Source organism: Streptomyces sp. NPDC030165 (assembly GCF_055573595.1).
The window spans coordinates 64,401-91,374 of the sequence record NZ_JBVIBD010000022.1 but is presented as its reverse complement, the minus strand read 5'-3'; the positions used below and the strand labels follow the sequence as shown (position 1 = coordinate 91,374).

General features: G+C 70.0%; 20 protein-coding genes and 4 pseudogenes. 9 read left to right on the top strand and 15 right to left on the bottom strand.

The features are described from left to right. Positions 1-40: 40 nt before the first annotated feature. The 8 genes and pseudogenes from ACZ4Z1_RS33030 to ACZ4Z1_RS32995 all read right to left on the bottom strand — a co-directional run bounded on the left by ACZ4Z1_RS33030 (position 41) and on the right by ACZ4Z1_RS32995 (position 6,432). The gene (locus ACZ4Z1_RS33030; RefSeq protein WP_468490339.1) at positions 41-1,006 is read right to left on the bottom strand and encodes an aldo/keto reductase; all 966 of its coding nucleotides are present in this window, start codon (positions 1,004-1,006) and stop codon (positions 41-43) included. Between the two features lie 220 nt (positions 1,007-1,226). After that, positions 1,227-1,997 (bottom strand): SDR family oxidoreductase, encoded by a 771-nt coding sequence (locus tag ACZ4Z1_RS33025; protein ID WP_361159901.1) that lies wholly within the window; start codon positions 1,995-1,997, stop codon positions 1,227-1,229. Between the two features lie 17 nt (positions 1,998-2,014). Continuing rightward, the gene (gene fabG / locus ACZ4Z1_RS33020; RefSeq protein ID WP_468490338.1) at positions 2,015-2,776 is read right to left on the bottom strand and encodes a 3-oxoacyl-ACP reductase FabG; all 762 of its coding nucleotides are present in this window, start codon (positions 2,774-2,776) and stop codon (positions 2,015-2,017) included. A 213-nt stretch (positions 2,777-2,989) separates the two neighbouring features. Beyond that, on the bottom strand, positions 2,990-3,385 hold the full coding sequence (locus ACZ4Z1_RS33015) for a DUF3037 domain-containing protein (RefSeq protein WP_468490337.1): 396 nt from the start codon (positions 3,383-3,385) through the stop codon (positions 2,990-2,992). Further along, complete coding sequence (locus ACZ4Z1_RS33010) at positions 3,382-4,206, bottom strand: HipA family kinase (RefSeq protein ID WP_468490336.1); 825 nt, start codon at positions 4,204-4,206, stop codon at positions 3,382-3,384. The genes ACZ4Z1_RS33015 and ACZ4Z1_RS33010 overlap by 4 nt, the downstream gene beginning before the upstream one ends. A gap of 401 nt (positions 4,207-4,607) precedes the next feature. Further along, positions 4,608-4,778: pseudogene (locus ACZ4Z1_RS33005) on the bottom strand (IS701 family transposase); the annotation flags it as partial. Positions 4,779-4,883: 105 nt separating this feature from the next. Next, positions 4,884-5,985, bottom strand: a pseudogene (locus tag ACZ4Z1_RS33000) (IS630 family transposase). Positions 5,986-6,063: 78 nt separating this feature from the next. After that, complete coding sequence (locus ACZ4Z1_RS32995) at positions 6,064-6,432, bottom strand: TetR family transcriptional regulator (protein WP_468490335.1); 369 nt, start codon at positions 6,430-6,432, stop codon at positions 6,064-6,066. 390 nt (positions 6,433-6,822) lie between these two features. On the opposite strand from ACZ4Z1_RS32995, the gene ACZ4Z1_RS32990 reads away from it, so the two are divergent. Then, positions 6,823-8,127: a pentapeptide repeat-containing protein gene (locus ACZ4Z1_RS32990; RefSeq protein WP_468490334.1), complete on the top strand. Its 1,305-nt coding sequence runs from the start codon at positions 6,823-6,825 to the stop codon at positions 8,125-8,127. Positions 8,128-8,290: 163 nt separating this feature from the next. After that, positions 8,291-9,223 (top strand): annotated as a pseudogene (locus ACZ4Z1_RS32985) (IS256 family transposase); the annotation flags it as partial. 559 nt (positions 9,224-9,782) lie between these two features. On the opposite strand, the gene ACZ4Z1_RS32980 reads toward ACZ4Z1_RS32985, so the two are convergent. Further along, positions 9,783-10,520, bottom strand: coding sequence for a bleomycin resistance protein (locus tag ACZ4Z1_RS32980; RefSeq protein WP_468490333.1), 738 nt, complete (start codon positions 10,518-10,520; stop codon positions 9,783-9,785). A gap of 254 nt (positions 10,521-10,774) precedes the next feature. Here ACZ4Z1_RS32980 and ACZ4Z1_RS32975 point away from each other — a divergent pair, with 254 nt between their 5' ends. Both ACZ4Z1_RS32975 and ACZ4Z1_RS32970 read left to right on the top strand, forming a co-directional pair. After that, complete coding sequence (locus tag ACZ4Z1_RS32975; RefSeq protein WP_468490391.1) at positions 10,775-11,059, top strand: hypothetical protein; 285 nt, start codon at positions 10,775-10,777, stop codon at positions 11,057-11,059. Next, positions 11,047-11,259 (top strand): hypothetical protein, encoded by a 213-nt coding sequence (locus tag ACZ4Z1_RS32970; protein WP_468490390.1) that lies wholly within the window; start codon positions 11,047-11,049, stop codon positions 11,257-11,259. Before ACZ4Z1_RS32975 ends, ACZ4Z1_RS32970 begins: the two co-directional genes overlap by 13 nt. Before the next feature lie 497 nt (positions 11,260-11,756). Here the strand turns inward: ACZ4Z1_RS32970 and ACZ4Z1_RS32965 are convergent. Beyond that, positions 11,757-11,881, bottom strand: a pseudogene (locus ACZ4Z1_RS32965) (MerR family transcriptional regulator); the annotation flags it as partial. 7 nt (positions 11,882-11,888) lie between these two features. Beyond that, positions 11,889-12,833 carry an alpha/beta fold hydrolase gene (locus ACZ4Z1_RS32960; protein ID WP_468490332.1) on the bottom strand — a complete coding sequence of 315 codons (945 nt, stop codon included), beginning with the start codon at positions 12,831-12,833 and terminating at the stop codon, positions 11,889-11,891. Between the two features lie 77 nt (positions 12,834-12,910). Between ACZ4Z1_RS32960 and ACZ4Z1_RS32955 the strand changes: the two genes are divergently transcribed. Together ACZ4Z1_RS32955 and ACZ4Z1_RS32950 are read left to right on the top strand one after the other, a co-directional pair. Then, entirely contained in the window at positions 12,911-13,774 is an 864-nt protein-coding gene (locus tag ACZ4Z1_RS32955; protein ID WP_468490331.1) for a helix-turn-helix domain-containing protein, read from the top strand. Positions 13,775-13,793: 19 nt separating this feature from the next. Continuing rightward, positions 13,794-14,168, top strand: coding sequence for a cupin domain-containing protein (locus ACZ4Z1_RS32950; RefSeq protein WP_468490330.1), 375 nt, complete (start codon positions 13,794-13,796; stop codon positions 14,166-14,168). 352 nt (positions 14,169-14,520) lie between these two features. On the opposite strand, the gene ACZ4Z1_RS32945 is transcribed toward ACZ4Z1_RS32950, so the two are convergent. After that, entirely contained in the window at positions 14,521-15,381 is an 861-nt protein-coding gene (locus tag ACZ4Z1_RS32945; RefSeq protein WP_468490329.1) for a hypothetical protein, read from the bottom strand. 894 nt (positions 15,382-16,275) lie between these two features. Here ACZ4Z1_RS32945 and ACZ4Z1_RS32940 point away from each other — a divergent pair. Continuing rightward, the gene (locus tag ACZ4Z1_RS32940; protein WP_468490328.1) at positions 16,276-18,735 is read left to right on the top strand and encodes an ATP-binding protein; all 2,460 of its coding nucleotides are present in this window, start codon (positions 16,276-16,278) and stop codon (positions 18,733-18,735) included. Positions 18,736-18,773: 38 nt separating this feature from the next. Here ACZ4Z1_RS32940 and ACZ4Z1_RS32935 read toward each other — a convergent pair whose 3' ends face one another. Then, positions 18,774-20,492, bottom strand: coding sequence for a hypothetical protein (locus ACZ4Z1_RS32935; RefSeq protein ID WP_468490327.1), 1,719 nt, complete (start codon positions 20,490-20,492; stop codon positions 18,774-18,776). 787 nt (positions 20,493-21,279) lie between these two features. On the opposite strand from ACZ4Z1_RS32935, the gene ACZ4Z1_RS32930 reads away from it, so the two are divergent. Both ACZ4Z1_RS32930 and glxA read left to right on the top strand, forming a co-directional pair. After that, a complete protein-coding gene (locus tag ACZ4Z1_RS32930; RefSeq protein ID WP_468490326.1) occupies positions 21,280-23,133 on the top strand; it encodes a glycosyltransferase family 2 protein in 1,854 nt (617 codons plus the stop codon). A 222-nt stretch (positions 23,134-23,355) separates the two neighbouring features. Next, complete coding sequence (glxA, locus tag ACZ4Z1_RS32925) at positions 23,356-25,281, top strand: radical copper oxidase GlxA (RefSeq protein ID WP_468490325.1); 1,926 nt, start codon at positions 23,356-23,358, stop codon at positions 25,279-25,281. Positions 25,282-25,300: 19 nt separating this feature from the next. On the opposite strand, the gene ACZ4Z1_RS32920 is transcribed toward glxA, so the two are convergent. Both ACZ4Z1_RS32920 and ACZ4Z1_RS32915 read right to left on the bottom strand, forming a co-directional pair. After that, entirely contained in the window at positions 25,301-26,317 is a 1,017-nt protein-coding gene (locus tag ACZ4Z1_RS32920; protein ID WP_468490324.1) for a glycoside hydrolase family 6 protein, read from the bottom strand. 168 nt (positions 26,318-26,485) lie between these two features. Further along, positions 26,486-26,911 (bottom strand): ATP-binding protein, encoded by a 426-nt coding sequence (locus tag ACZ4Z1_RS32915; RefSeq protein WP_468490323.1) that lies wholly within the window; start codon positions 26,909-26,911, stop codon positions 26,486-26,488. Positions 26,912-26,974 lie beyond the last annotated feature (63 nt).

The window sequence follows — 26,974 nt, the reverse complement described above, 5'->3', positions numbered from 1 at the left end:
CAACGCCCGCACGCCCGCCGACTGCCCGGCTCCTACCCGCTCACGCCGTGTCGAGCCGCGCCCGCTGTGCCGCGTCCAGTTGCAGGTCGAGCGCCGCCAGGCACTCGTCCAGCTGTGTCACCGAACTCACACCGAGGACGGGTACGACCGGCACCCGGCCACCCATCAGCCACGCCAGCACCACCTGGTTCACGGTGGCCCCGGCCTCCGCCGCGACCTCGTGGACGACCCGCAGCCGCGCCACCGACCCGGGGTGGTCGTACCGTTCCGGCAGCGGCTTCTCCGGCCGCGCGTACCCGCCGTGCATCAGCGTCGAGTACCCGAGCAGCATCAGGTCGTCGTGCGCGGCGGCGTAGTCGAGCAGCTCCTCGTCGGTCTCCCGCTGGAGGCCGGACTCCGCGCCGTCCCGGGGCCGCAGGTAGGTGTGCCGCTGCTGTACGGCGCGGAAGCCGGGCAGGTCTCGCGCGCCGGCGAGCTGGCGGGCCTCGGCGAGCCGCCAGGTGGCGTGGTTGCTGGCCCCGAGGACGCCCACGCTGCCGTCCCGCACCAGACCCGCGAGTGCTTCGACGGTCTCCTCCAGGGGGACGTCCCGGTCCTCGACGTGCGCGTAGTACAGGTCCACCCGGTCGGTGCCGAGCCGCCGCAGACTGCCGTCGATCCCGGCCCGTACGGTCTTCTCACCCAGCCCCTCCCGGTTGGCGGGCCACTCGGGACCGCGGGACGGACCGGGGCGGGCGCCGACCTTGGTGGCCAGCACCGTACGGTCCCTGGCGCCCCGGCTGCGCAGCCAGCGCCCGAGCAGCAGCTCACTCTCGTCTCCGGTCGCGCCCGGCACCCAGCATGCGTAATTGTTGGCGGTGTCCACGAAGGTGCCGCCCGCCTCGGCGAAGCGGTCCAGGATGGCGAACGAGGTCGGCTGGTCGACGGTGGTGCCGAACGGCAGGGTCCCCAGGCACAGGGCGCTGATCGTGGGCCCCGTACCGCCGCCGAGTCCGCGGTGGCGCATGGTGGGTCTCCTTCACGAGGTGGGGCGCGTCGCGAGCCTTTCCGCACGGGCCCGGAACGAGTGCGGTGCCGGCCCTGTCCGGACCGGCACCGCAGACCCTGCCTCTTGGAGTGCACATCAACGCAAGCCCCGCCGGCGCATCCGCACGCGGGCGTGCACACCGGCACGCGTCACCCGGGAAGCGCCCTCTGGCCGACGCCTGCGCCTGCCCCGCGACCCCTCAGACGCCCGCGTTCAGGAACAGCCCGCCGTCGACCTGAAGCGTCTGCCCCGTGACCCAGCCGGCGGCGTCGGACAGTAGGAAGGCCGCCGCGCCCCCGATGTCCTCCGGGACGCCGAGGCGCCCCATCGGGTAGCCCGCCGCGGCCTCCTCCTCACGGTTTTCGTACAGCGCGGCCGCGAACTTGGTCTTGACCACCGCCGGGGCGATGGAGTTGACCCGTACCACCGGCGCGAACTCGTGCGCCAGCTGGAACGTCAGGTTGATCATCGCGGCCTTGCTCATGCCGTACGCGCCGATGAAGGGCGAGGCGGAGACACCGGCGATGGAGGCGATGTTGACGATCGCGCCGCCGTTGTCCTTCTGCCACGCGTGCCAGGTGCGCTGCGCGAAGCCCAGCGCGGAGACGACGTTGGTCTCGAACACCTTGCGGGCGACGTTCAGGTCGAGGTCCGCGATCGGGCCGAACACCGGGTTCGTACCGGCGTTGTTGACCAGGTAGTCGACGCGTCCGAACGCCTCCATGGCGCGCTCGACGGCCACGCCCTGGTGGGCCTCGTCGTGCGCCTTGCCCGCGACGCCGATGACGCGGTCGGCGCCCAGCGTCTCGACGGCCTCCTTAAGGGCGTCCTCGTTGCGGCCGGTGATGCAGACCTTGTCGCCGCGCGCGACGAGCGCCCGCGCGATGCCGTACCCGATGCCCCGGCTGGCGCCGGTGACCAGCGCCGCCTTGCCGGAGAGCGGGGGCAGCGGCTTGTCCTGTGCGGTCATGTTCCTTACCTCCGGCGTCAGTTGAGCGGGCCGCCGGCCACGTACATGACCTGGCCGGAGACGAAGCCGGCCGCGTCGCCCGTGAAGAAGGCGATGGCGTTGGCGATGTCCTCGGGCCGGCCGACGCGCTGGACGGGGATCTGGGTGGCGGCCGCGGCCTGGAAGTCCTCGAAGCCCATGCCGACGCGCTCGGCGGTGGCGGCGGTCATGTCGGTGACGATGAATCCGGGCGCGACGGCGTTGGCGGTGACGCCGAACTTGCCGAGTTCGATGGCGAGGGTCTTGGTGAAGCCCTGCAGTCCGGCCTTGGCGGCCGAGTAGTTGACCTGCCCGCGGTTGCCGAGAGCCGAGCTGGAGGAGAGGTTGACGATCCGGCCGAACTTGGCGTCGACCATGTGCTTCTGACAGGCGCGCGACATCAGGAACGCGCCCCGCAGGTGCACGTTCATGACCGTGTCCCAGTCGCTGTCGCTCATCTTGAACAGCAGGTTGTCACGGAGTACGCCCGCGTTGTTGACGAGCACGGTCGGCGCGCCCAGCTCCGCGGCGACCCGCGCGACCGCCGCCTCCACCTGCTCCGCGTCCGAGACGTCGCAGCCCACGGCCAGCGCCCTGCCGCCGGCCGCGGTGATCTTCTCGACGGTGTCCTTGCAGGCCGCCTCGTCCAGGTCCAGGACGGCGACGGCGCGGCCCTCGGCGGCCAGGCGTACGGCGGTGGCCGCGCCGATGCCACGGGCCGCGCCCGTCACGATGGCTACGCGCTGCTCGGTGGTGGACATGCGGGGTTCTCCTCACCCTCGAAACCTCGACGAGCGGTCCGCCGCACCGCAACCACAGGTGAGCAACCGCTTAGTAGCTTCAGCAGGGCTGACGCTAGAAGCCCGGCCACCCCCTGTCAACGCCTCCCCGGCGCGCCCGCGCACTTCAGAGCGGCCGCCGGCACCCGCACGGACCGGCGGCCGCCCCCGCTCACCGCACCACCGTCAACCCACTCAGCGCACCAGCAGATCGAGCAGCCGCTCCGCCTCCACCGACGGGTCCACGGTCAGCCCGGTGTGCACGGGGCCGGGCTGGACGACCGTGCTGCGCGGCGCGATCAGCCACCGGAAGCGCCGCCCCGCATCGTCCCCCGCGGCCTGCCCGGCCCGCTCGCCGCCCACGCAGATTCCCTCGACGGCACGCAGCGCCGCCTTGACACCCTCGACGTCGGCCGTCGCGTCGAGCGCCCGCAGCCGCCCCTCGTCCAGATACGTACGCGCCTCGACGAAGCGCCGGGCGCGGCAGTACACGACCACCCCCGCGTTGATCATTTCGCCGCGTTCGACCCGCGGTACGACCCTGAGCAGGGCGTACTCGAACACGTCACGTCCGTTGTACAGGCCGCTCACTTCACTGCCCTCCGCGGCAACTCGGTCGCCAGCCAGCCCGGCACCCGGGAGGGCCCGTCCTCCGTACGCTCCCCGATGCCGATCCGGTCACCGATCACCGTGGCACGGCTCAGCAGCGCCCGTACGTAGGCGCCGCGCAGCTCGTCCGGCGAGTCGAACCCGGGCTCGCCCACCAGCCACTCGTCCGGCACCGCGGCCGCGACCTCGGTCAGCAGCTCCTCGGTGACCCGCGGAGCGAGTTCGGCCGCCGCGGCCTCGATGTCCGGCCCGAAGCTCGCCAGCACGTGGTCGGAGGCGTCGTACGGCTTGGCCGCCGACTTCTCGGCGGTGGGCCAGTTGTGCTGCCAGATCATCGTGGCACCGTGGTCGATCAGCCACAGCTCACCGTGCCAGACCAGCAGATTCGGGTTCCGCCACGAACGGTCCACGTTGTTGATCAGCGCGTCGAACCACACCACCCGGCCCGCCTCACGCGCGGACACCTCGAAGGCCAGCGGATCGAACCCGAGCGACCCCGGCAGATAGTCCATCCCCAGGTTCAGGCCGCCACTGGCCTTCAGCAGCTCCTGCACCTCCTGGTCGGGCTCGCTCAGCCCGATCACCGGGTCCAGCTGCATCCGCACCAGCTCCGGCACCCGCAGCCCGAGCCGCCGCCCCAGCTCCCCGCAGATGACCTCGGCGACCAGGGTCTTACGCCCCTGCCCCGCCCCGGTGAACTTCATGACATAGGTACCGAGATCATCGGCCTCGACGATCCCCGGAAGCGACCCACCTTCACGCAAAGGCGTGACGTAGCGGGTCGCGGTGACTTCGGACAACATGCGGATCAGGCTACTTCCTGGGCTTCGTCGCAGGTCAGCGACGTGCGGGCGTTTCGGTCCACCGGTACTGACGCAACTATACCGATACAGTCGCATCGAATCCGTTCCGGTCGCCACCTCCAGCCGGGAGGGCCGACGAAGGAGCCTGGGGAGAATTTGGGGAGTTTCAAGCTTCAACCACACCCCCTGTCGGATCGCCGAGCAGCCCGTCGACAGCCCTACGCCCCCGCCCGCCGGCCTCCGGTCTCCTGTCTCCGATCTCCGGCATGAAGTTACGCGCGGGAGCGTACGCGGCCGGCGGACCGCAGCCGCAGGGCGTTCGTCAGGAGGGTCAGAGACTGCTCGGCGCGATGGGTGCGCTGGTGACCGGAGGTCTGCTTGGCGGCGATCTGGTGGGCGACGGCGTACTCGGCCAACTGCCAGCTGTTCTTGCGGCCCACCGGGCCCAGGCGGCCCCGAACGTAGTCCCGCAACCGGCGCCGCACCTCCACCCGGCCGAACTGCCCGCTCACGCGCAAGAACAGGTCCTCCAGCTCGGCTGTCCATCGCCCCGTGACGTAGTCCGCCATCATGCCCCAAGGGTGCCCGAGGGTGCCCGACCGCACCCGCCGCACGACGCGGCTTCCCCGAACCCGCCGCGGCCCCGTCCGCCCGCTAGAGATCTTTAACGGTGGGGGTTACGCGAGGTTGAGGTCCAGTCCGGTTCCGGTGAGGTAGCCGTCGATGAGGTCGGGCCGGTACTGCACGCGTTTGAGGCGGCTCTTAACCAGGGAGGCGAGCTGGTCGATGTCGTGCTTGGCGAGGTTGGCCAGGGAACGCTTCAGGTGGGACCAGACGGCTTCGACCGGGTTGCATTCTGGCGCGTAGGGCGGCAGATGGGCGACGGCCAGCCAGTTGCGGGCGGCGATGAGCTTGTGCATTGTGGCGCTGCGGTGAGTGGTCAAATTGTCCAGTTGTCCCACACCAGCACGGTCGGGCCGCCAAGTTGCTGGTGGGCGGCATCCAGCAGCCGAGCGTAGTCGGTCTCGGCAAAGCCCTTGTGCCGCCCGCGGGCCGGGCCGTGGTGTAGGAGTGTGCGATAGACCAGCCGGGTCCGGTGGCCGGGCCGGGTGCAGACCAAGGCCGCGACCGAGACGCGCTTGGTGCCCGCGGCGGTCACCCGCACCACCGGGGTGTGTCCGCGCCGGCCCCAGGTGCGGCCCGGCGGCGGCCTCAGCCCCTGGCCGGCCTCGTCCTCGAAGCAGAGCCAGGCGCCCAGGTGTGCCGCCGTCCTGTTAACGCCGACCACTGCTCGCCCCTCCACCTGGCGATGCGGTCCTCGTCCCGCTCAGCGGCCCGGCGGGCCGGGGCCTGCACGCTCCAGCCGATGCGGTGCAGCAGCAGGCCCACCCCGGCCAGCGTGTAGTGCACCCCGAACCGCCGGTGGATAACGGCGGTGATCCGCGCCCGGGTCCAGCACTGGCCCTCGTCCCGGCCGTGCACGGCCGGACCGGCGGCCAAAACCGTCTCCAGCTCCCGCAGCTGCCGGGCGCTGAGCCGACAGCGGGCGCCACTTGCCCCTTTGGACGCCAAGGCATCCCGTCCGCCGCCGGCCAGGGCCCGGCGCCGGCGGTTGACCGACATCCGCGTCACCCGAAACCGCCGGGCCACCCCCTGATCACCGACGCCCGCCTCGATCCACTCAGCAGCCTCCAGACGCACGTGTTCCCACCGGGCACGCCCCGCGGCGCTCAGACCGCCGCCACCGGGATACTCATCCCTGCGGCATACCGACCGCACCGCCAGCCGTCACCAAGACAGAGAACCCCCACCTTTAAAGATCTCTAGCAGTTCAGCGAACCGGTCGACCCAATAGTGCTATGGCGTGGCGTCCTGGAGGCCGAAGTCTCCTTGCTCGATTGAAAGGCGCACACCGGCGCGCAGCTTCGGGTTGGTCTGGAGTTCGCCGGCGAGGTGGAGCGTCAGGTCGATCAGCCGCTGAAGGCCGTCTTCGCCGGGCGGGATCTCCAGACCTTCACCTTGGCCGGTCATGACAGCATGGGCCAGGGCTTCCTTGAACTCAAAATGGAAGTACAAGGCGCCCGGAGTGACGCCGGCGCGTTTCATGATCTTGCTGACGCTTGCGCCACTGAAGCCATACTCGTCGATCAACTCGGCAGCCGCCTGGAGAATCGCCTCCCGCGTCTTGACCGCCCCCGCACCGCACGACACCACTTCCTTCGGCAACCATACGGTTGGTACAAAAAACCGAGCGCTCTGTCGCATTGGGCGCCTGAGTGACAAAGTTGATCATTCTGAGCAATCTGGTAGCTCCTTCCTCGCGACCGCCGCTCTTGGCCCGTGCCCCTTTAAACCACCCCAGCACCCACCACCACCCCACCCACACACGGCAAAGCCCTCGCCCGGATGACCCGGCGAGGACTCTGCTTGCTGTGCTCGACGGGCCTGGACCGACCTGAATGGCTGGAAACCGAGCGGGGTCATGGAGACCGAGAAGGATCGCGGGCAGGTGTGCCTGCCGGCACACATCGCACTTCGCCCATCAGCGGACACCATGGGCATGAGTCGGCACGCGAGCTGGTTGCGGCGCGGTCTTCATCTGGCACTCTGTTCGCCATGGCCGAGCCAACCGCGCCTCACGAACGGAACCCCAGAGATGCGCATCGCAGCCTAGGGCTGTGGTCGATTCGCCGGGCGCTACTCGCTTCCGTAGCTGCTTCCGTGCTGTTCTTGGCCGGCGCCTGGTTCTTCATCATCTGGTTCATCGGGTCCCCGCCCAGAGCGACCCCAAAGCCGCTTGATACGGCTGCGCAACTGGAGCTCCTGAAGCTGGTATTTGCCACCGTCGCCGGCCTGGGCGCCCTCGTCGCCCTAGTCACCAGCTATCGGCGGCAACGTATTGAGGAGCTGGCGGGCGAGCGCGCAGAGCTTGCACAGGCGCATACCGAGGAGGTTACGAGGATCACTGTCCACGACACCACCGAACGCCGCGTCACCGAGCTGTACGGACGCGCCGTTGAACAATTGGGGCACGAAAAGGCGACCGTCAGACTCGGCGGACTCTACTCACTTGAGCGGCTGGCCCAGCACAACGAAGATCATCGTCAAGTCGTCGTCGAGGTCATCTGCGCTTACCTCCGAATGCCCTACACGCCACCCGCTGCGCGCGGGCGGTCGGTGAGTCCGGACGGGCAGGCCGCGATCGGCGATGCTCAACAGGAGCTGCAGGTCCGGAAGGCGGCGCAGGAGATCCTGGCAAGGCATGCACGGACAGAGCCTGCCAGGGCTCGTTTCCAAGGCAGTCGAAGGGAGGCCGTACAGAATCCGTTGTACTGGCCGGAGGTCGCATATGACCTGTATGGGGCCTGTCTGGTTGATGCAGATTTCTCTGTATGCTCCCTCTTCAATCCGGTATTCGATGATGTCGCGTTCGTCGGCCAAGCCCGTTTTTCTGGCGCGGTTTTCATGGGCTTCGCGATGATGGCACGCGCGAGATTCAAGGGACATGCGGCCTTTGATGGTGCCGAGTTTTCCGGGCATCTGTCTCTGCATGACTCAACCTTTGAGGGCATAGCAGACTTCCGGGGGGCTGCGTTCCGTCGCCAATTTTCCCTGGCTCGCGTCACCTTCGAAGATGAGGCATGGTTCACCGAATCGCGTTTCCATGCTGATGTCAGGTTCGTCAGCCCATCGATACCCGTATCCCGGTCGACATTTCGGCGAGGGGTGAACCTGAGCGGGGCAAGGGTCTTGAACCGGGACGAGACGGTGATGTTGCCGAGTGATTGGCACGTAGAAAATGACGGGGAATGGAGGAAGGTTGTGAGCTCCGACGGAAATACTCCAGCGGAAGTACCCTTGAATGTCCGGCCTCCCTGTCCGCGGCTTGACCAAGACCCGGATCCGCGATGGCAAAGTTAGCCCCAGCGCCTGCCCGAGGGGCAGAGCGCCTTCGGCTGTGGCTGCCCACGGCGAAGCCTGGGCCGAGATGCCGCCCCGCCCGCCCGGGGCCGGCCATCCGCCGAAGGCAGGAGTGACGCAGCTGGTCTCCATGGCGAAGTACGGCGCACGCCGATCGAGCCGGGGCGAGCGCAAGCGGACCTCCTCGGCGATCCTGCCGCCCTGGTGCCGCAAATCCCCGAAGATCAGCGAGGTGCTGCCGCTGCTCTACCTGCACGGCCTGTCCCCGGGTGACTTCGTGCCCGCCCTGGAGCAGTTCCTCGGCAGCTCGGCCGGGCTCTCCCCGGCCACGGTCACCCGGCTCACCCAGCAGTGGCAGGCCGACCACACCGCGTTCATGGACCGCGACCTCGCGAAGGTCGAATACGTATACGTGTGGGCCGACGGCATCCACCTCAACGTCCGCCTGGAGGAAGCCAAAGCCTGCGTCCTAGTGCTCATCGGGGTCCGCGCCGACGGCTCCGAGGAACTGGTCGCGCTCAAGGACGGCTACCGCGAGTCCGCCCAGTCATGGGCCGACCTGATGCGCGACTGCGCCCGCCGGGGCATGCGCGCCCCGGTACTGGCGGTCGGCGACGGCGCCCTGGGCTTCTGGAAGGCCCTGACCGAGGCATTCCCCGAAACCCGCGAGCAGAGGTGCTGGGTTCACACAATCGCGCATGTCCTCGACACCATGCCGAAGTCCGCGCAGCCGGGCGCGAAGAAGGCCATCCGGGACATATACAACGCCGAAGACCGCGACCACGCCGAGGCGGCGGTCAAGACGTTCGCCAAGCTCTACGGCGCGAAGTTCCCCAAGGCCGTCAAGAAGATCACCGACGACCAGGACCAGCTGCTGGCGTTCTACGACTTCCCGGCCGAACACTGGATCCACCTGCGGACCACGAACCCCATCGAGTCGGCCTTCTCCACCGTCCGGCCGCGGACCGAAGTCACCCGCGGCGCCGGCTCTCGCACCGCCGCCCTGGCCATAGTCTACAAACTCGTCGAGTCCGCGCAGCAGCGGTGGCGGGCGGTGAACGCACCCCACCTCGTCGCCCCCGTCCGCGCCGGAGCCGCTACCCCAGCGAGGACAGATTTCCGGGCGTTTGGCACCGAGATAATCCCCCCGAGCAGCGGTAGGCACCCAGGCGACGAGCGCGTGCGCGAATGTTCAGGGCGGGGCAGGGTTCAACGGCCGTCGTCCGCTCCCCAGCACACCCACCCGGCGACCGCTCATGCGGGCCTTCCCCCGTCAGAGACGATTGACGTTCTCGTTTCGGCAAGCGTCACCTGGAGCGGAGCTCACGACACTCCCGTCCTCCCGTGTGCGCGGTCCTCCAGCTGCACGCGTCGGGCGGTCGCCTCTACTGAGCAGGCAGCCCTAAACCCTCGATGCAGTTGGGGAGTTCTGGTGGCGGGCAGGTTGGCGATCAGGCAGAGCAGGCGTCTGCGTCAGGTCAGGCCGACCGACGCGAGCGGCTTCACCGGCCCGCAGTGCGGGCCGGCGGCGGTCCAGCGGATGGCTGCGAACGTCAGTTGGGGCTCTGGCTCAGAGCTCCACAGTCAAGCGGGCCTGGCCCTGCCGCTGGGGGTTACGGCGGGTCGTCGAGCGCGTCAGGGCCCAGACCGCTCACTCAGTTCCGCACATCGGCGGCAAGGTCCTTCGCCATGTTATCCGCCAGGATGAGGCAGTCGGCAAGATGCTCACGCTCGCCGTCCTTGAGAGGCGTCGCCCGTACGCGGGCGAGCAGGGCCCGAGCCCGTTCGGTGTCCTCCTGGCGCAGGGCGAGTTCCGCGCGGTACACGAGGGCTTCGACGAGGTCCACGGGATGCGCCCGATCCTGTTCCCGGGCGAGGTTCGCGTCCAGGATCTTGACGGCCTGGGCGGTGTCTCCCTTGGAGTCACCGAGGACGACGGCGTTCTCCAGCGCCGTGGCCAGCCTGTTCGTCGGCGACGGCGCGACCGCCGGCTTGGTCTTCTCCACGGCGTTGAAGACCCGGATCCAGTTGCCGCCCGGATCGACCATGGTGAACCCTGTGCGACGGCCGTCGTTCTTGCGCCTGCGGGGCGCGGTGATCCTCGGTATCCCGGAGGCGGGCACCTTGCCGTACACCGCACGCAGGCCGTCCGCGAAGGCGCGGTACAGGGCGCCGGTGTCAGGGACGTAGATCGCACATGCGCCGTAGCAGTCGGTGACATCGAAGCCCTCGATGGCGAAGAAGTGCATCTCAAGGTCTTCGCGGCGGAACGCGACATAGGGGTTCGGACGGGTCTGCCGGTAGGTCGTGGTGAATCCGAGCGCTTCGTAGAACTCTGCGACTTCGTCGATGGAACGGCACGGCAGTTGGGGAATGGCCACCTCGTTGGCCATGTGGGCTCCTCAGCTGGTCGACGTTGACTACTGGCAGAGTAAGGGGCCCCAGGAGCGGTGTGACCAGCCGAACACGGATTCGTCACGGAACTGAGGGCGTATCCGGCACGGGCCGCAGCGGCGGAAGGCGCGAGTCCGGCCAGGCCGTTTCGTTCAGATCACGGAAGCGCGGCAGGCAAGCGCGCTCACGGAGTATGGCACCCTCGACGGCTTCTGTAGCCTGGCGTCGGCTGTGCGTCGGTGCGGAGCTGACCGTGGAGAACATCCTGTCCATGACCTCCGGGGCCGGTTCCGGCCTCATAGGAGTCATGTTCGGCTCTTGGTTCACTGTGCGCAGTCAGGACCGCATGTGGCTCCGCGAGCAGAAGCTCAAAACCGCGGTCGGCTTCAACACCGCCGTCTCTCAGCTCTTCGACCACCTTCGGGAAGCACAGGTGAGCGGCGACGGCGCCGGGGCCAACGAGTTGGCAGGCCGGATGCAGGAAGGATGGTCAGCTCTCTACCTATTCCCGGCCGGGGACAGTCCGTGGCCGTGGTGAGCGGTTTTGCCGACGTCCAGGCCCAGGAATACGCCCACGTCTTCGGTGTCGAACATCGCGCCCTTCTCGGGGTGTCGGACGTGCCGGCCTCGGCATCGGTGCCGTACTCGCGCATCCACGTTATGCAGACCTGCCGTCCGCGAATGGTCCGGCATTGCGCCGGACCGGACGGTGGCCGGACCTCTGATCAGCGTCTGTGACGGCACCTCCCAGGCCCGGTGACACCCCCCCCAGGTCATCCGCTCGACAGGGGGAACAGTCATGCCAGGCCCGGAGGCCAGCGGCCCTCTTGCAGGACCGCGGAAAACATAACGGGGGGAGACCCGACCCGCAGGCCAGGGGGCGGCCCCGGCATCTGGCCTGTGGACGGGCTCTCAGCGCCGAAGAGCAGCTGACCCGCGCTCTCTGAAAACTTCCGTGCGGCACTTCGGAGCGGTGCGAGCACACCGATCACTTCAGAGCTCGGTGGGACATCGCGTTGTCTCCCCGTGCCGTGTGTGGGCGATGATCAGCGTTTGAGACGGTTGTGGTCGGCATTGTGGGCGGCGAGGGGCGCCAGGCCGATGAGGACGGGCTCAGCCAGGTGAGAGGCAGCCCCGGGGCCGGATGCTGTCATGGCTGCGCATCTCGCATTCGCCGTAGTAGAAGTCGGCGGCGGCCCGGACCGGGTGGTGGACGGTGCGCACCCGCCAGTGGCGCCCTGGTCGAAGAGTTTGCGGGCGCGAGCGGCGCTTACAGCTGGTGGCGGGAGTAGCGCCGGTGTCCGCCCTGGGAGCGCAGCGGGGTGATGGGGCGGGCTTCCCCGATGGCGCGCATCCGCATCTACGCGTCATGCTTTCGGCGTGCCGAGGAGAAGAGAGCGGACCGGCTTCGCGCAGCGTGCGGCGTCTTCGAACCAGGGATTGTGGCCGCCGGGCACGATCGCCAACCGGGCCTGGGGAATCTTCGCCACGCTTGGACGACCTTGCTGCGGGGAGCAGAACACGTCCTGCTCGCCCCAGACGAACAGCAGCGGCGTCTTGATGCCGGCCAGTTCGGTGTCGGTGAGGACGTTCTCCCGGCGTGCTGTGCGTCCGTGCATCAGGCGGCACAGCAGCGCGCGGTAGGAGGCGGCCTGCCCCGGCAGGCGGAGCGGGAGGCGGTGCAGGTCGAGCAGATCGTCGGACATGCCGTGTGCCGCGCTGGTCCCGATCGCCTCCGCGAGGGCCGCACGCGCCACGGCCCTGGGCGACGGCAGCCGCATCGACCACTGGACGAGCGGGCCGCGCACCGGAGAGGTCAGTGTCGCCATCGCAGCGGTTCCGCGGATTCCGGGCAGTGCTGTCGCGGGAGTGCCGACGAGCGCCGCTCGGGATATGCGAGCCGGTGCGTCGATCGCCGTCCACAGGGTGAACAAGCCGCCCAGGGAACTGCCGACGAACGCCGCCTGTTGGAGGCCGAGCGCGTCCAGAGCTCCTGTCAGTACACGGACCGCCAGGTCGCGAACGGGGCGGCCTTGCCAGTGATAAGGCTGAGCGAGGCTGTGCCCGGGCAGGTCGAGCAGGACGTGACGGTACCCGGGCAGCCGGGCGATGAGGGGCGCGAACCCCATGGCCGGAACCGAGAGACCGTTGACGTGGATCACCGGTGTACCCGAGCCGGTGGTCAGGGCACGTAGCCGAACCGGCGGATCTTCAAGCGCGATGAGGCGTTCGGTCATCGTCAGCCCGTAGGTGGCGGCGACACGCCTTTCCGCCGCCCGGATCCGTTTCTCAAGTCTCTTGGCAGCACGCATGACCCCACTGTCGCCGTCACCGCGCGCCGGTTTCTTGGACAAATGTTCCGGTCGTCCTCGGCTCGTAGCATGGGGAGATGCGATCCACCGTGCACGAGCATGACGCTGTGGCCTTGTGGGACGTCGCGCGGCCGTTACGGTCAAGCCGGGTGGCGGGTGTGAGCATGGCCGGGTTCCGCGATCAGGGCACGGGCCCGATCGACCTGCGGGCGGTCCCGCACCCGGCCGTCACCCTGATTCTGGAGTTCGGTGACGGCTGGCTTGCGGTGGACGACGCCACCGGCCGGCAGCAGCGGGGAAGTGTCGTCGCCGGGCTCGCACCCGGCGAGATCCGAACGCGGGGCGAGAACATCGAGTGCGTGGAGGTGCACCTGTCCCCCGTGGCTGCGCGCCGTGCGCTGGGAGCCTGCCCAGCGGAGCTGGGCGGCACCGTGGTCGCCCTCGATGACCTGTGGGGCAGGGAGGCGTCGCTGATCAGAGATCGATTACGCGACGCGCCGTCGTGGGAAGACCGTTTCGCGTTGACGGACGCATGGCTCGCCCGTCGCTGCGATACAGGTCCGCCCGTGGACCCGGAGGTGGCCTGGGTCTGGGACCAGATCGTCGTCAGCCGCGGCCGGGTACGGATCGACGGTCTGGCGGTCGAGATCGGATGGAGCCGCAAGCGCCTGTGGTCCCGGTTCCGGACGCAGATCGGCCTCCCTCCCAAACGCGCCACGAACCTGGCCCGTTTCAACCATGCTGCCCACCGCTTGGCCGCGGGTGACAGCGCGGCCCGGGTCGCGGCGGAGGGCGGTTATGCCGACCAGTCTCACCTCCATCGGGAGGTCCGGGCGTTCACCGGAGGGACTCCGGCGACCCTGGCCAGTGACCCGGGGCTGGCGGTGGACGACGTCGCATGGGCGGTTCAGGAAACATTCGTACAAGACCGGCGGCCGTAAGGCACGTGAGGGTGGGGCCATGCGTAGTCACGACCCCATCGCCATCGCCAGGAATCTCTCACCCTTCGACTTCCGGGAGCTCGCTCCGTTCAACGACGCCACGTTCTGTATGTACTACGGCGACCAACTCGACCGGTCCGACTGGGAACTCCACCCCGACACCGACGAGTTGCTCATGATCCTGCAGGGCAGCGTCACCGTCGAAATCCTCACCGACACCGACCGCTGCCGTATACCGCTCACCGCCGACCAGTTCGCGGTCGTGCCCAAGGGCCACTGGCACCGGCACATCGACGTGCACGACGTCGTCGAGATGTTCTTCACGCCGGGCGCCACCGTGGAATCCACCGCCGACGACCCCCGCGTTTCCCGTTCGGCTCCAGCGGATGCATGAGGTCGGCACCCAGGGCATCTGAAGTCAGGTTCTTGGGTGCGCGTCATTCGAGATTGACACGTCATCGCCGCGTGCTGCCAGATGGCCGCGCACGCACAGACCCTGCCGCACGCGGCGCGCGACGAGGATGGACAGAGCACGCGTCAGGGAAGGCCGTCAGGGAAGGCGTTTTCACAGGTGTACGGGGTCCTTGGCGTACGAAGTGAGAGGGGCCGGCGTCTGGTGGCGCCGGCCCGTGTGCCGCGAGCGGCGGAGCGGGACGTCCGCCCGGTGCGGTACCGGGCGGGGTCCTCACCGTGAGGACCGGGTGGGCGCCCTGCGGCGGCCGTCCGGCCCCGGTCAAGGGCTCGGCTCAGCCGTCAATCTCAACCTCGTCATGCAGACCCTTGGCATCGACGCCCGGGTACATGCTCAGCGTGCCGTCGGCCCAGCGCACCATGACGTCGTTGGGCCGCTCGTTGGCCACGAAGGCGCCCGCACCGACCACCGTGGCGTGCAGCCAGTCGGACTGCCGCTGCCGGATCTGCGTCTCACCGTGCAGCCCCTCGGTGTCGACGCCCGGGTAGATGCCGGCCTCACCGTCCGACCAGCGCACCAGCAGGTCCGCGGTCTTCTTGCCGGTGAACTCGCCCGAGGTGACCTGCGTGGCGTGCGGCCACGTGGTGTTGGGCTTCACCAGCGTCTTCTCGGCGGCCGGCTTGACGCCGTTGGTGTCCAGGTCGGGGTGGAGCGTGACCTGGCCGTCGTCCCAGACGACGACGAGGTCGTCGCGCTGCGTGTTGGCCGTGTAGCGGCCCGCGGTGATCTGCGCGGCGTGGCCCCACGCCTTGTCGCTGGCCGGGGCGAGCTGCTTCTCGCCGTGGAAGCCGTTCTTGTCGACGTGGGTGTACTGGGTCAGTTCACCGACACTCCAGCGCACCACGAGCCCGTCCGAGCCGTTGCCGAAGCCGGCCCCCGTGATCCCCTTTGCGAAGTTCCAGGCGCTTTTCTTCGTGGCGGTGTTGGGCGCCGCGAGCTGGTATTCGGCGGAGAAGGGCCGCTTGGGGTCCTTGCCGTCCGAGCCCTCGTAGAGGGTCACCTCGGCGTCGCTCCACCGCACGATCATGTCCATGTGCCGGGCGCCGCCCGCCGAGCCACCGGTGAAGTACCCGGTGGCGATGTGCGTGGCCTTGCCCCACGGAGCGGAGGCACCGACACCGGCGCCCGGCTTCACGACGGACGCCTGGGAACCGCCCGCTGCGGGCGCACGGGCAACGGCCTGAGCGGGAACGGCCGTAACCACCGCACCACCGGCCACCGCCACAGCGGTCACTGCCGTCATCAACGCCCTGCGAATACTTATGCTGTCCATTTCCCCTTGGCCAAGCGAACGCGTATGGGGCTCCGGAACCGGCGGTCGAGATTCATGCCGTCTACGCGGCCTGCCCACACCATAGAAGTGGAAGACCTCCTCAGAGCGCACCCCTTTTGAGGAGGTAGAGGGGCACTTCGGCAAGTTCAGGACCAAAGCCCTCTCTCTCCCACAAATTCCACCACTCGGCTCAGCCATTGAGACCTTCCCGCACAGCCGGAGGCGCCTCACCCCCCGCGGTGAACACAGTTGGCGAGGTTGCGGTCGGTGGAGCGGGCCGCCCAGCGTCCAAAGCGACTGCCGCGACGCGCCGGGAGAACCCGTCAAAGAGGCCGCTGTTCAGGGTTTTACGGGCCCGCATCATCAGTACGGAGAGCCGTTCTTCCACCTTGCGGTGGCGCGCGACGGGGCCGAGCAGTCCGTCGATGGCCCGAGGCGTACGCACGATCGAGCGGAACGATGCCGGGCGGCCGGCTGGGCCGGCGAGGACGGCCCTGGCTGGGCCCCCTCGGTCGGCGCCCTGGACGAGGACGGCTATGAAATCGTTCGCCGCGACGCCACTCGGCACACCAGCAACTCCAGCAACTTCTGAAATACGGTGCCCCTTTTGAGTCTGCTCCCAGTGCCCGCGCCGTGTGCTGTTCCTCGTCGCTGCTCGGCAGGTCAGGATGAAGGGACGGACTGGGCAAGCCTGACGAGATCACTCTACGGTGGGACGGGCTGCTCCGTCGGGGCAAAAAAACATGAGGGGGCTGGGTGGAAGCCGAGTTGGCGGCGCTCGCGGCGTCGGGGGCGACGACGCTGGTCGGGCTGATGGTTTCGGAGTCCTGGGCGCAAGCCAAGGGAAGAGTGAGCCGGTTCTTCCAACGGCGCGGTGCGCGCGGGGCCACCGACGAGGAACTCCAGGCCGCCGGCGAGGAACTGGAGGAAGCCCGTGCGGCGGGCGACAACGGTGCGCTGGCGGAGATCGAGGCCGACTGGCGCCGGCGGATGCTCGCCGTACTCGAAACTGACCCGTCTGCCGCGGAGGAACTGCGAAACCTGCTGTCCGAGCTGAGGCAGGAAACCTCGCACGTTTCCGTCAGCGGTGGCGTGCACCACGGCCCGGCGTTCCACGGCGCGCGCATCCACGGCGACATCACCTTCCACCTCCAGCAGCCGCCCGTACCGCAGCCGATCCCGACCAGGCCGGACCAGGTACCCTCGCTGACCGTTGCGTTCGTCAACCGCACAGCGGACCTCGCCCTCCTGGACGGATGCCTGCCAGGAGGCGGGAGCAGTCCGGCGCGCGTCGCTCTGGGAGTGCTGGAGGGCTTGCCCGGAGTCGGCAAGACCGCGACGGCCTGCCGGTGGGCCGAACGGTCCCGGCAGCGGTTCCCGGACGGGCAGTTGTACGTCGACTTCGCGGCCTTGCGCGAGCCCGGCGGCAGGGGCGGTGCGGACGTCTCCGAAGCCGTCGCCATGTGTTTGAGGTCGCTGGGCGTGAGCGAGGACTACATCCCGCGCTCCCTCGCCGAACGTACGGCGCTGTTCCGATCGCGTTCGGCGAGCATGCGGATGCTGCTGGTGCTCGACGACGTCAGCGAGCCCGCCCAGGTCAGACCCCTGGTTCCCAAGGGGCCGGGCAGCGCGGTGCTGGTGACGAGCCACAGAAGACTCGGGGAACTGGCCGCCGTCGACGGCGCCGCGCTGATCCCGCTGGAGCCGCTGGACCTGCACGGCGGCCTGGCCCTGCTGGCCGAACGGTGCGGCGAACAGGCCGTGGCCGCCGAGCGCCCGGCCGCCGAACGGCTGGTCACGCTGTGCGGCGGCCTGCCGGTGGCGCTCCAGGTCGCGGCAGCGCGCCTGCTCACCAACCGCCGGTTGAGCCTGCAATCCCTGGCCGCGGAACTGGACGACGAAAGCAAGCGACTCGCCGGCCTGTCACTGCGAGGGGAGCATTCGGTGTCCGCTGTGCTCAATCCTTCCTACCGGCTGCTCCCTCCGGATGCCGCCCGCCTCTACCGCCTGCTGGGCTGGCTTCCCGTACGCAGCTTCGACGCAGGAGTGGCCGCGGCCGCGGCGGGCAGCGACACCGCGGGTGTGGAGCCGCTCCTGGACGTGCTGGAGACCGCGGGCCTCCTGGACGTGCGCGAAGACGGCCGCTACCTCCTGCACGACCTGGTGCGCCTGCACGCCCGCGAGTGCGCTGTCGCAGAAGAGCCGGCCGCCGAGGAACCGGCGCTCACCCGACGGGTCCTGACGCACTACCTCGCCCTGACGGCCTTCGCCGACCGGGCCATCCGGGAGGACCGCCTGCGCATCGCCGACCTGGCCGAACTGCTGGGCCAGGCGCGCGACCCGTTCACAGCCGGGGACGGTCCGGCCCCGCTCACGTGGCTGGAGGCCGAACGCGCCAACATCCTGGCCATCCTGCGTACGGCCGCCCGGCACCAACTGCACACGCCGGCGTGGCAGCTGGCCGAGGCGTTCACGGTGCTGTTCCTGTACCGACGTCACCTCGGGGCCTGGAAGGAGTCGCTGGAACTGGGAGCTGCTGCGGCCTCGGCCGCGATGGTGCCGGCGGCCGAGGCGCGCCTGCGCAGCCTGCTGTCGCGCCCGCTGATGGATCTGGGCGAAGACGACCGGGCACGCGCCGAACTGGAAACCGCCGTCGCCTGCGCGGAGGTGTCCGACCATCTCGTCCTCCGCGCATCCGTGCAGGAGTTCTACGGACGGTACTGGGACCGGGCCGACCCCGGGCGGGCCATCGGCGCCTACCGGTCCTCCCTCGACCTGAACCTGCGGGCCGGCGAAGCACGGGGCGCGGCCATCGCCTCCTACTTCCTGGGCTGCGCCCTGGACGCTCACGGCGATCACACGGCGGCGCTGGCCACGCTCCAGCAGGCGCACCGGGACTTCCTGGACCGCGAAGACCGACGGATGGCCGCACGGGTGACGGCCGCGCTCGGCGAGGTGCACGACCACCTGGGTGATCCCGACGCGGCTCTCCGCGCGCTCCACGAGGCCGCGCAGGTGCTGCGTGCGGAGCAGGCGACCCACTACGAGGCGCAGGCACTGATGGCCATGGCCGACATCACCGAACGGACCGGACGTCCGGGCCGGGACACCGTACGCGCCTGCCTGACCCGGGCCCTCGAAATCCACGAGGCGGGCGGCAGCCCCTTCGCGCAGACGCTCCGGGAGCGTCTGGCACGTCTCGCGGACGGAGGGTGACGCCCGCGCGGCAACCGGGTGGAGAAGGCATGCGGCAGTCAGCCGGACAGGCTCCCCCTTAGCTTGGGGCGCAGGCGTATCACGACGTCCTCCTCGCGCGCCGAGCCGATCCGCAGCACAACCGTGGTGTCATCGAGCGGACGCCGGGCGCGCAGGCAGGCATAGACGACGGCGGCAGGCAGTCCTGGGTCCAGGGCAGGGCCTGTCGCCGTGGCTTCCACGACTTGCCCGTCGCTGCACCCGACCAGGAAGCCGCCCGGGCGCAAGGCCGTCGCTGCCAGCAGGCTGCCGGGCCACTGGGCGAAAGTTCCCTGGATCCAGCGCAGTGCCTCGATCGCGGTCGCGGCCGGGCACCGGCGCAGCAGGACCGAGGCGCTCTCGACGAGCCGTCGATCGCTCTCGTCGTCCCGGCAGGCCAGGTGGGAGAACGACACGGCGGTTTCCGGGACGTCGCCATCGAGGCCGGGTGCGGTGGCGGGGAAGCGGCGTACCGTGACCGCTGTCCGCCCGCTCTGCTCGGTGGCAGTGGTGGTCACACGCCAGGATGTGACCGTGGAAGCCGACGGTTCCGGAAGTGGCAGCATCCGCGCGGCAGGTGGGGAAGCAGCCGGCTCGGGCAGCTTCAACAGGCGGTAGACAGCGGTACGGAGCCGGGCCAGCGCCTGTCCGGGCTCGGCGAAAGCCTGCTCCGCAACCGCGGCGTACCGCTGCGGAGCGTGCTCACGCACGGCGTCCTCGATCTGCTGCCGCAGGCTCCCCCGCGGGTCGAGCCGGGGCGCGACGCCTGCCAGGGCGTGAACGGCGGTGCCCGGCACCGCGTCGTGGCCGAAGGCGGCCAGCAGCACCGGCTTACCGAGCGAGGCCCCGTACAAGGTCACCGAGCCGTGGTCCCCGACCACGGCATCGGCCGCAACCAGCGCCGGCCGCCAGGCATGAACGGTCGGCATCAGCAGCAGCCCTGCTTCCAGAGCGGCGGCCTGCACGGTACGGACCTGCCACCCACCGTGGGCCGCCCACACGTTAGGGTGCACGATCGCTGCGACCCGGTATTCGTCGTACGGCAGTTGGGCGAGAAGACGAGCAGGCAGGTCCGGCTCCGCGCCCAGCAGGGAGGTAGGCCCCCAGGTCGAACTGACCACGACCAGGCGCTGATGGTCCGCCACCCCGAGCGCCTCCCGGTAGGCCCGGCGCCACGGCAAGCCGGAGGCGAGCTCGTCACGGCAGGGATCTCCGATGAGCAGCGTGCGGCCCGCAGTCTTCGGGTGCGCGGCGACCAGCTGGTCCTCCTGGTCCGGATGGGAAACGGCGAGCCAGGCACGCCCTGCTTCCAGCAACGAGTCCGGTACGACACCGGACAACCTGGTGCGGGAACTGCGCGAATCCGGCACGAACTTCTGGAAGCCCACTCCGTGCGGCAGCACCAGCACCGGGCAGTCGCCTTCCGGCACATCGACGTTCTCGCTGGCGGACAGGATCAGGTCAGGCGCCACACACTCCAGCTGGCCCCAGGGCATGACCCGGCAACCGGCATCACGAAGAAGGTCGAGGACACCGTCGTTGAAGGCGGAGGTGGGGTCGTAGGCGAACACGACGCTCACCCGGCTGTCGCCGCACAGGAGGGCGGGCAGCGCCTCAAGGACCCGGACGGTCGAGGTGACCGTGCGAGCGGGGACCACCAGGGTGCGCTCCGCCGGGAAGGTGCTCCACCGATCGGCGTCGTGCCCCACGGGCACCCGAAGTGGCCGGCTATCGTACATGGCCGCCACTTCCCGGAACCCGACTGCCGTTACACGTCAGTCCGGTTCGCGGTTCGCGGTTCGCGGTTCGCGGTTCGCGGTTCGCGGTTCGCGGTTCGCGGTTCGCGGTTCGCGGTTCGCGGTTCGCGGTTCGCGGTTCGCTTCTTTATGTTACCCGGATCACATTGCAAGTCGTGCTGCAACCATTCGGTGGTTCTGCCAAGTGGACCGGTACACGGTAGCGAAGGATGGCCAGAAGGCCAGGGCCGCGGGTCAGCCACGTGGGCAAAATGTAGGTGCACCGGTATCGGCCAGGGGTCTTCGACCGGCCGCTTCGGAGCCGTAAATAAGACCTGAGCCAAAAACCGCTCGATGCTCTGCGCGTACGCAAGCCGCTCCAGGGCGGGGGCCACCACTGATGGAGGGTGGCCGGTCCGGCCGCCCGGGACGCCACGCGCGGGCCGCGGTCGCGGTCGATGACGAAGACGTAGCCGGGACCGGCCGCCCTCGGCCCGGGGAGGCTGGGCCGATCGGCCAGGCGTGCCTCCCTCGCCGGGGCGGCGAGGATCCGGGCCGGGCACTGCCGGCCGAGCCACGCTGTCCGGGAACTCACGCCCCGGGGCCAGCGCCTACTCGCTGTTCGGCAACCTCACCAGGAGAGGGGCGCCAATCGTGTCCTCTTCTTCGGGGGCATCTCATCCGTGCGGTTTCCAAGAGGCCCCCCACACAAACCCTTGTTAGCTTTTTCTCTATTGTCCTATTTAGCTGCCGTGAGGCGGCAGACCGAGCATCATGCGGGGGCCGTCCCATGCCCACGACGCAGTACAGCTTCCGGCGCCGCGCACGGCGCCCCTGCCCAGCCCTTCCGGCCACGGCCGCGCCTTCCCCGGGCCCGGGCGAAACCGCGGAGGGACCGTACGACTATCCGCGCTTCAGCCGCCTGGCCGGTCCGCTGACCGATCCGGAGCCCTGCACGGACGGGGCCGCCTACCGGGTGCGCTACCGCAGCCTGCTGGGTTCGGGACGGCATCGGATAGGTACCGCGCTGCTGCTGGCCGGCGCGCCACTGGTCTCTTTGGGTCTGCTCGTGTGGCTGATGCAGCCGCAGCACTGGGTGTACCGGCCGGGCGTGAGCGCCTGGGAGCGGGGTGCCGACCTGGTCATGCTCATATCCTTGGGGTTGCTGGAGACCTTCCGTCTGGTCAACGTGGTGTCGAACGCGCACGCCACTTTGATGGCCCGCGACCCGGTTCCGGTGACGCCCCGTCCTGGCAGCCGGGTGGCCCTGCTGACCAGCTTCGTACCCGGAAAAGAGCCCCTGGCCATGGTGCGGGCCACGCTGCGGGGTGCGCGGGCGGTACGCCACAAGGGGCGGGTGGACGTGTGGTTGCTGGACGAGGGCAACTCGCGCGAGGCGCGGCAGCTGTGCCGCGAACTGGGGGTGCGGCACTTCTCCCGGAAGAACGTCATGAACTGGAACCAGCCGTCGGGGCCGTTCCGCGCCCGCACCAAGCACGGCAATTACAACGCCTGGCTGGACCAGCACGGTCACACCTATGAATTCATGGCCGGAGTCGACACCGATCACGTGCCATTGCCCGAGTTCCTGGAGCGCATGCTGGGTTACTTCCGTGACCCGGACGTCGCTTTCGTCGTCGGCCCCCAGGTCTACGGCAACTGTGACAGCGCGCTCGCCCGTGCCTGCGAAAGCCAGCAGTTCCTTTTCCACGCCCTGATCCAACGGGCGGGCAACGCCTACCGGGCCCCGATGTTCGTCGGCACCAACAACTGCGTGCGCATCAGTGCACTCAAGCAGGTCGGTGGCCTGTACGACTCGATAACCGAGGACATGGCCACCGGAATGGAGATACACCGGCACCGCAACCCGGCCACGGGCCGCCGATGGCGTTCGGTGTACACCCCGGACGTCCTGGCGGTCGGCGAGGGCCCCGCGGCCTGGAGCGACTTCTTCAACCAGCAGCTGCGCTGGAGCCGGGGCACCTACGAGACTCTGGGCCGCCAGTTCCCGCGCGCCGTGTTCAGCCTCCCGCCCGGCCGGATCCTCAATTACGCCCTCATGATCGCCTACTACCCGCTGACGGCCGTCAACTGGATGCTGGGGGGCCTGTCCTGCCTGCTGTTCCTGGGGCTGGGCGCCTCGGGCATCCACATCGAATCGCAGGTCTGGCTCATGCTCTACAGCGACGCGGCCGCCCTGCAGATCGGCCTGTACCTGTGGAACCGCCGGCACAACGTCAGCCCGCACGAGCCCCAGGGCTCCTCCGGAGCGGTCGGCATGGCGCTCTCGGCGCTGTCCGCTCCCCTGTACGCCCGGTCGCTGGTCGCGGCGGTGCTGCGCCGCAAAGCCGGGTTCGTGGTCACCGCCAAGGGTGACACCGCGAGTCCCGACACGTGGCGCACCTTCGCCACCCATTTGGCGTGGGCCGCCCTGTTCGCCGGCTGTCTGCTGGCCGCTCCGCTCCTCGACCACACCCAGGTGGCCATGTGCGTCTGGGCCCTGATGGCCCTGGTCATCGCCCTGGTCCCGCCGGCACTGTGGCGCTGGAGCCGACGGGCCCGGCCCGCCACCGCCCGGCCCGCGGCCGTACAAGACCCCGGCGAACCCGTCACCGCCGGCGCGGGCCTGTCCACCGCGTCATGAGGCGTGCCCGCACAGCCCCGTCACCCACCCGAAGGGCGGGCCCGCGGCCCCTGGCGCGTGCGATCGCAAGGCGGAGGGTCGATCCTGTACTGGGCGTACCGGGTCGAGTCCGGCAGGGCAGCGCGCGCGTGCCTGGGCCCTCAGTGGTAGCTGCGGGAGCGTCGCGGGCCAGGCGGGAATGTGCGACACGCCCCAGCCCGCGCAGCCGAGAGAGGGAGCCTTGTGCCGTACCGTCCCAGTGCCCGCACCCGCAAAACGGCCATCGGGGCGGCCGCCCTGCTGACCCTGGCGGGCCTGAACGCCCCGGCCGTCCACGGCATCGCCACCCGGGCCTACCACCAGTACACGATCAGCCGACCGGAGTATCTGGCCTCCTACGGGAGCTGGGAGACCGTGGAGGTCCCCGAGCACCGGCGGATCAACGCCATTCACGCCGCGCTGCTGCACACCGGCAAGGTGCTGCTGATCGCCGGTTCCGGCAACGACGAGAAGCAGTTCGCCGCCGGCACCTTCCGCAGCGTGCTGTGGGACCCGGCCGGGAACACCTTCACGGAAGTGGCCACGCCCAAGGACCTGTTCTGTGGCGGGCACGCCCAGCTGCCCGGCGGACGGCTGCTGGTGGCCGGGGGCACCGCCCGTTACGAGAAGCTCGAAGGCGACGTCCACCGCGCCGGCGGCACCATGATCGTCACCAATGAGTACCCCGACGCCCCGAAGACGCTGCCCAAGGGCACCGTCTTCCGCTCGCCGGCCGGCAAGACCTACCGCTCCCAGAGCGCCGTCCTGGTGCCCCGAGCACGGAAGGTTCTGGCCGACGGGGGCCGGCGGGTGCGGGTCACCGCCAGCCGGGTCCGGGTGTACGTGGAGGCCGACCGCCCCGGCCCCGAGGGTGCCACGCACACCGCGGCCCGGTACACCATCGGCGGACTCAGCGGCGCCGACGCCCGTAACCACTACGGCACGGCCAGCAAACTCGCGCTGGACAAGAAAGACTTCCAAGGCATCCGGGAAGCGTACGAATTCGACCCGGTCGCCGAGCGCTACCTGCCGACCGCCCCCATGTCCGAAGCCCGCTGGTACCCGACCCTGGCCACCTTGGCGGACGGCACGGTACTGGCCGCCTCCGGCCTGGACGACATGGGCCAGATGATCCCCGGCAGGAACGAGGTCTACCGCCCCGCCACCCGCACCTGGTCCCCCGGGCCCACCCGCTACTTCCCCACCTACCCCGCCCTGTTCCTGACAGCCGGCGGCCAGCTGTTCTACTCCGGCTCCAGCTCCGGCTACGGTCCCGCCGACCGCGGCCGCCTGCCGGGCCTGTGGGACGTACGCACCAACACCTTCCGGCCCGTGCCCGGACTGGACGAGGCCGACCTGGCCGAGACCTCCGCCTCCGTACTCCTGCCGCCCGCCCAGCGACAGCGGTTCATGCTCCTGGGCGGAGGCGGCGTCGGCGAGTCACCGCGGGCCACCGGGCGGACCGCCATCGCCGACCTGACACGGCCCGCGCCCCGCTACCGCCGCGGCCCGGACCTGGGCCGCGGCACCCGCTACCTGAACGCGGTCCTCACCCCCGACGACCGGGTCTTCACCACCGGCGGGTCGGGCGACTACCGCGGCAAGGGCACCAGCGACCATCTGGTCGCCCAGTTCTACGATCCGGCGCGCGATGTCTTCCGCCCGGCCGCCGAACCCGGCGTGGGCCGCAACTACCACGCCGAGGCCCTGCTGCTGCCCGACGGCCGGATCGCCACCTTCGGCTCCGACCCGCTCTTCGCCGACGAGGCCAACACCCAGGACGGCGCCTTCGAACAACGTATCGAGGTCTACTCCCCGCCCTATCTCCACCGCGCTTCCCGGCCCCGAGTGCTGCGCGGCCCGTCCCGTATCGCGCGCGGCGCCAGTGCCACCTTCACGCTGGAGGCCGCCGGCACCGCGCGCGGGGCCCGGCTGATGCGTCCCAGCGCGGTCACCCACACCACGGACGTCGAACAGCGCTCCATCGCCCTGGACATCGCCCAGCACGGCACCCGGCTGCGCGTGACGGTGCCCAGGTCCCCCGGCCTGGTGCCGCGCGGCTGGTACATGTTCACCGTCACGGACGCCCGCGGTACCCCGTCACCGGCCCGGTGGGTGCGGGTGACGTGAGGCACGCACCGGGCTCCGTCTACCCCCGCCCCAGCACGCCCCTGGCCAGCCCCACGGCATAGGACGTCCACCACTGGCCCGCGGGCGGCCCGCCCCGGCAGGTGCCGTCCGACTCACCCGGAACCTTGATCCACAGGTACGCGTCCAGACGGGGGTGTCCGGAGGAGGCGGTGGGCAGGCGCCCCAGCGTCCGCCCCGGCGGATTGCACCACTCCTCACCGCCGGCCGGCACCGGACCGGGCGCCGAGGGCGGCGGACCGTTGCCGTTGCGGCTGGTGTCGATCACGAAGTGTGCACCGCCCAGCGCCTCGGAGATCTGTTCGCCGTACGCGAGGGTGGCGTCCGTGGTGTGGAAACTGGCGACGTTGAGGGCGAACCCGTCAGCCCGCACCCCGCCCGCGGCGGAGAGCGCGGCAGCCAGCCGCCCGGTGTCGCGGACCCACCCGGGGTTGCCCGCGTCCAGGTACACCCGCGTCCCGGGCCGGTGTTTGAGCGTACGCACCGCCTCGGCGAGCAGCCGCTGCCGCAGCTCCGTACGCGGACAGCCGGTCAGCGCCTGCGCCACGGCGTCGGGCTCCAGGATCACGACGGCCCGCCGGTCCTCCAGCCCCGCCGCCAGACGGCCGACCCACTGGCGGTACCCGGCCGCGTCCGAGGCCCCGCCGGCGGAGTACTGGCCGCAGTCCCTGCCCGGGATGTGGTAGGCCACCAGCACCGGCACCCGCCCGGCGGCCTCCGCCGCGAGGGTGACCTGCCGGGCCCGCGGCAACGGGTCACTCTGCGTCAGCCAGACCGCGGTCGGCTGCTCGGCGAGCCGGCGCAGCACGGCCCGCTCCTCGCCGTCACCACCCGAGTGCCCTTCCAGCGCGCGGTGCGCGGAGCTGTCCGGATCCACCCACAGGCCCCCCTGCCAGGGAGCCGGTGGCAGGCCGGGGCCACCGGTCCACCCGACGCACGTCAGCAACACCATCACGGCCAGCAGCCGGACCGCGGCCCGGCCCGGGCCCCGCCGCCGCATCCTGATCCACCTGGCCATATCCCTGCCGTTCCTCCGTACTGGGCCGCCCCGACCTTTCAAGCCCCACCCTCGCGGAGACCACCGCACACGGCAGTCCCGCCTAGCCCGAACGGCCGGGCGCACGCAGACAAGCCTTCTGGGGTGCCGTGGTGCCGAATTCTCCGTCGGCCGGAGTGAAGCGGTTGGTCACGCCGCCGGATGTTCAGGTGGTGTGAGGGTCGCCCGGACAGTCTTGCCGACGCCCGGATCGGTCAGGACGTCCAGTGTCCGGGTCACGGCACCGACCAGAGCCAGTCCACGGCCGTGTTCCGCCCCCACGCCGGCCGGTGCCGGGCGGGGCCGTACCGGATTGCCGTCGTGGACTTCGACGGTCAGGTGCCCGCGGTGGAGGCACAGGCGCAGACGGCAGACGCCGTGCGTGTGGCGGACGGCGTTGGTGACCAGTTCGGACACCACCAGCGCCGCGTCGGAGGTGTCTATGGTGTGGGGCCCGGTGTCTTTTCGGCCGAGGTACAAGCCGGTCAGGCGCCGTGCCCATACGGCGGCGCGCTCGGTGTGGGGCAAGAGGTATTCGGCTCGCAGGGTGCGGTGGTGGTCGTACGGCTGCTGCATGGTGCTCGCTTCCGTGCACGGGGGCGGGGCGGCGGGTACGTGCCGGGTGCCCTCGCCTGCTCC

What these genes read in the sequence shown, in the direction of transcription:
- ACZ4Z1_RS32960 (WP_468490332.1), bottom strand. Translation starts at nt 12,833, where the DNA reads ATGCGTGCTGCCAAGAGACTTGAGAAACGGATCCGGGCGGCGGAAAGG.
- ACZ4Z1_RS32920 (WP_468490324.1), bottom strand. Translation starts at nt 26,317, where the DNA reads ATGGCCAGGTGGATCAGGATGCGGCGGCGGGGCCCGGGCCGGGCCGCG.
- ACZ4Z1_RS32935 (WP_468490327.1), bottom strand. Translation starts at nt 20,492, where the DNA reads ATGTACGATAGCCGGCCACTTCGGGTGCCCGTGGGGCACGACGCCGAT.
- ACZ4Z1_RS32980 (WP_468490333.1), bottom strand. Translation starts at nt 10,520, where the DNA reads ATGGCCAACGAGGTGGCCATTCCCCAACTGCCGTGCCGTTCCATCGAC.
- ACZ4Z1_RS32990 (WP_468490334.1), top strand. Translation starts at nt 6,823, where the DNA reads ATGGCCGAGCCAACCGCGCCTCACGAACGGAACCCCAGAGATGCGCAT.
- ACZ4Z1_RS33030 (WP_468490339.1), bottom strand. Translation starts at nt 1,006, where the DNA reads ATGCGCCACCGCGGACTCGGCGGCGGTACGGGGCCCACGATCAGCGCC.
- ACZ4Z1_RS32955 (WP_468490331.1), top strand. Translation starts at nt 12,911, where the DNA reads ATGCGATCCACCGTGCACGAGCATGACGCTGTGGCCTTGTGGGACGTC.
- ACZ4Z1_RS32915 (WP_468490323.1), bottom strand. Translation starts at nt 26,911, where the DNA reads ATGCAGCAGCCGTACGACCACCACCGCACCCTGCGAGCCGAATACCTC.
- ACZ4Z1_RS33025 (WP_361159901.1), bottom strand. Translation starts at nt 1,997, where the DNA reads ATGACCGCACAGGACAAGCCGCTGCCCCCGCTCTCCGGCAAGGCGGCG.
- ACZ4Z1_RS32950 (WP_468490330.1), top strand. Translation starts at nt 13,794, where the DNA reads ATGCGTAGTCACGACCCCATCGCCATCGCCAGGAATCTCTCACCCTTC.
- ACZ4Z1_RS33010 (WP_468490336.1), bottom strand. Translation starts at nt 4,206, where the DNA reads ATGTTGTCCGAAGTCACCGCGACCCGCTACGTCACGCCTTTGCGTGAA.
- ACZ4Z1_RS32930 (WP_468490326.1), top strand. Translation starts at nt 21,280, where the DNA reads ATGCCCACGACGCAGTACAGCTTCCGGCGCCGCGCACGGCGCCCCTGC.
- fabG (WP_468490338.1), bottom strand. Translation starts at nt 2,776, where the DNA reads ATGTCCACCACCGAGCAGCGCGTAGCCATCGTGACGGGCGCGGCCCGT.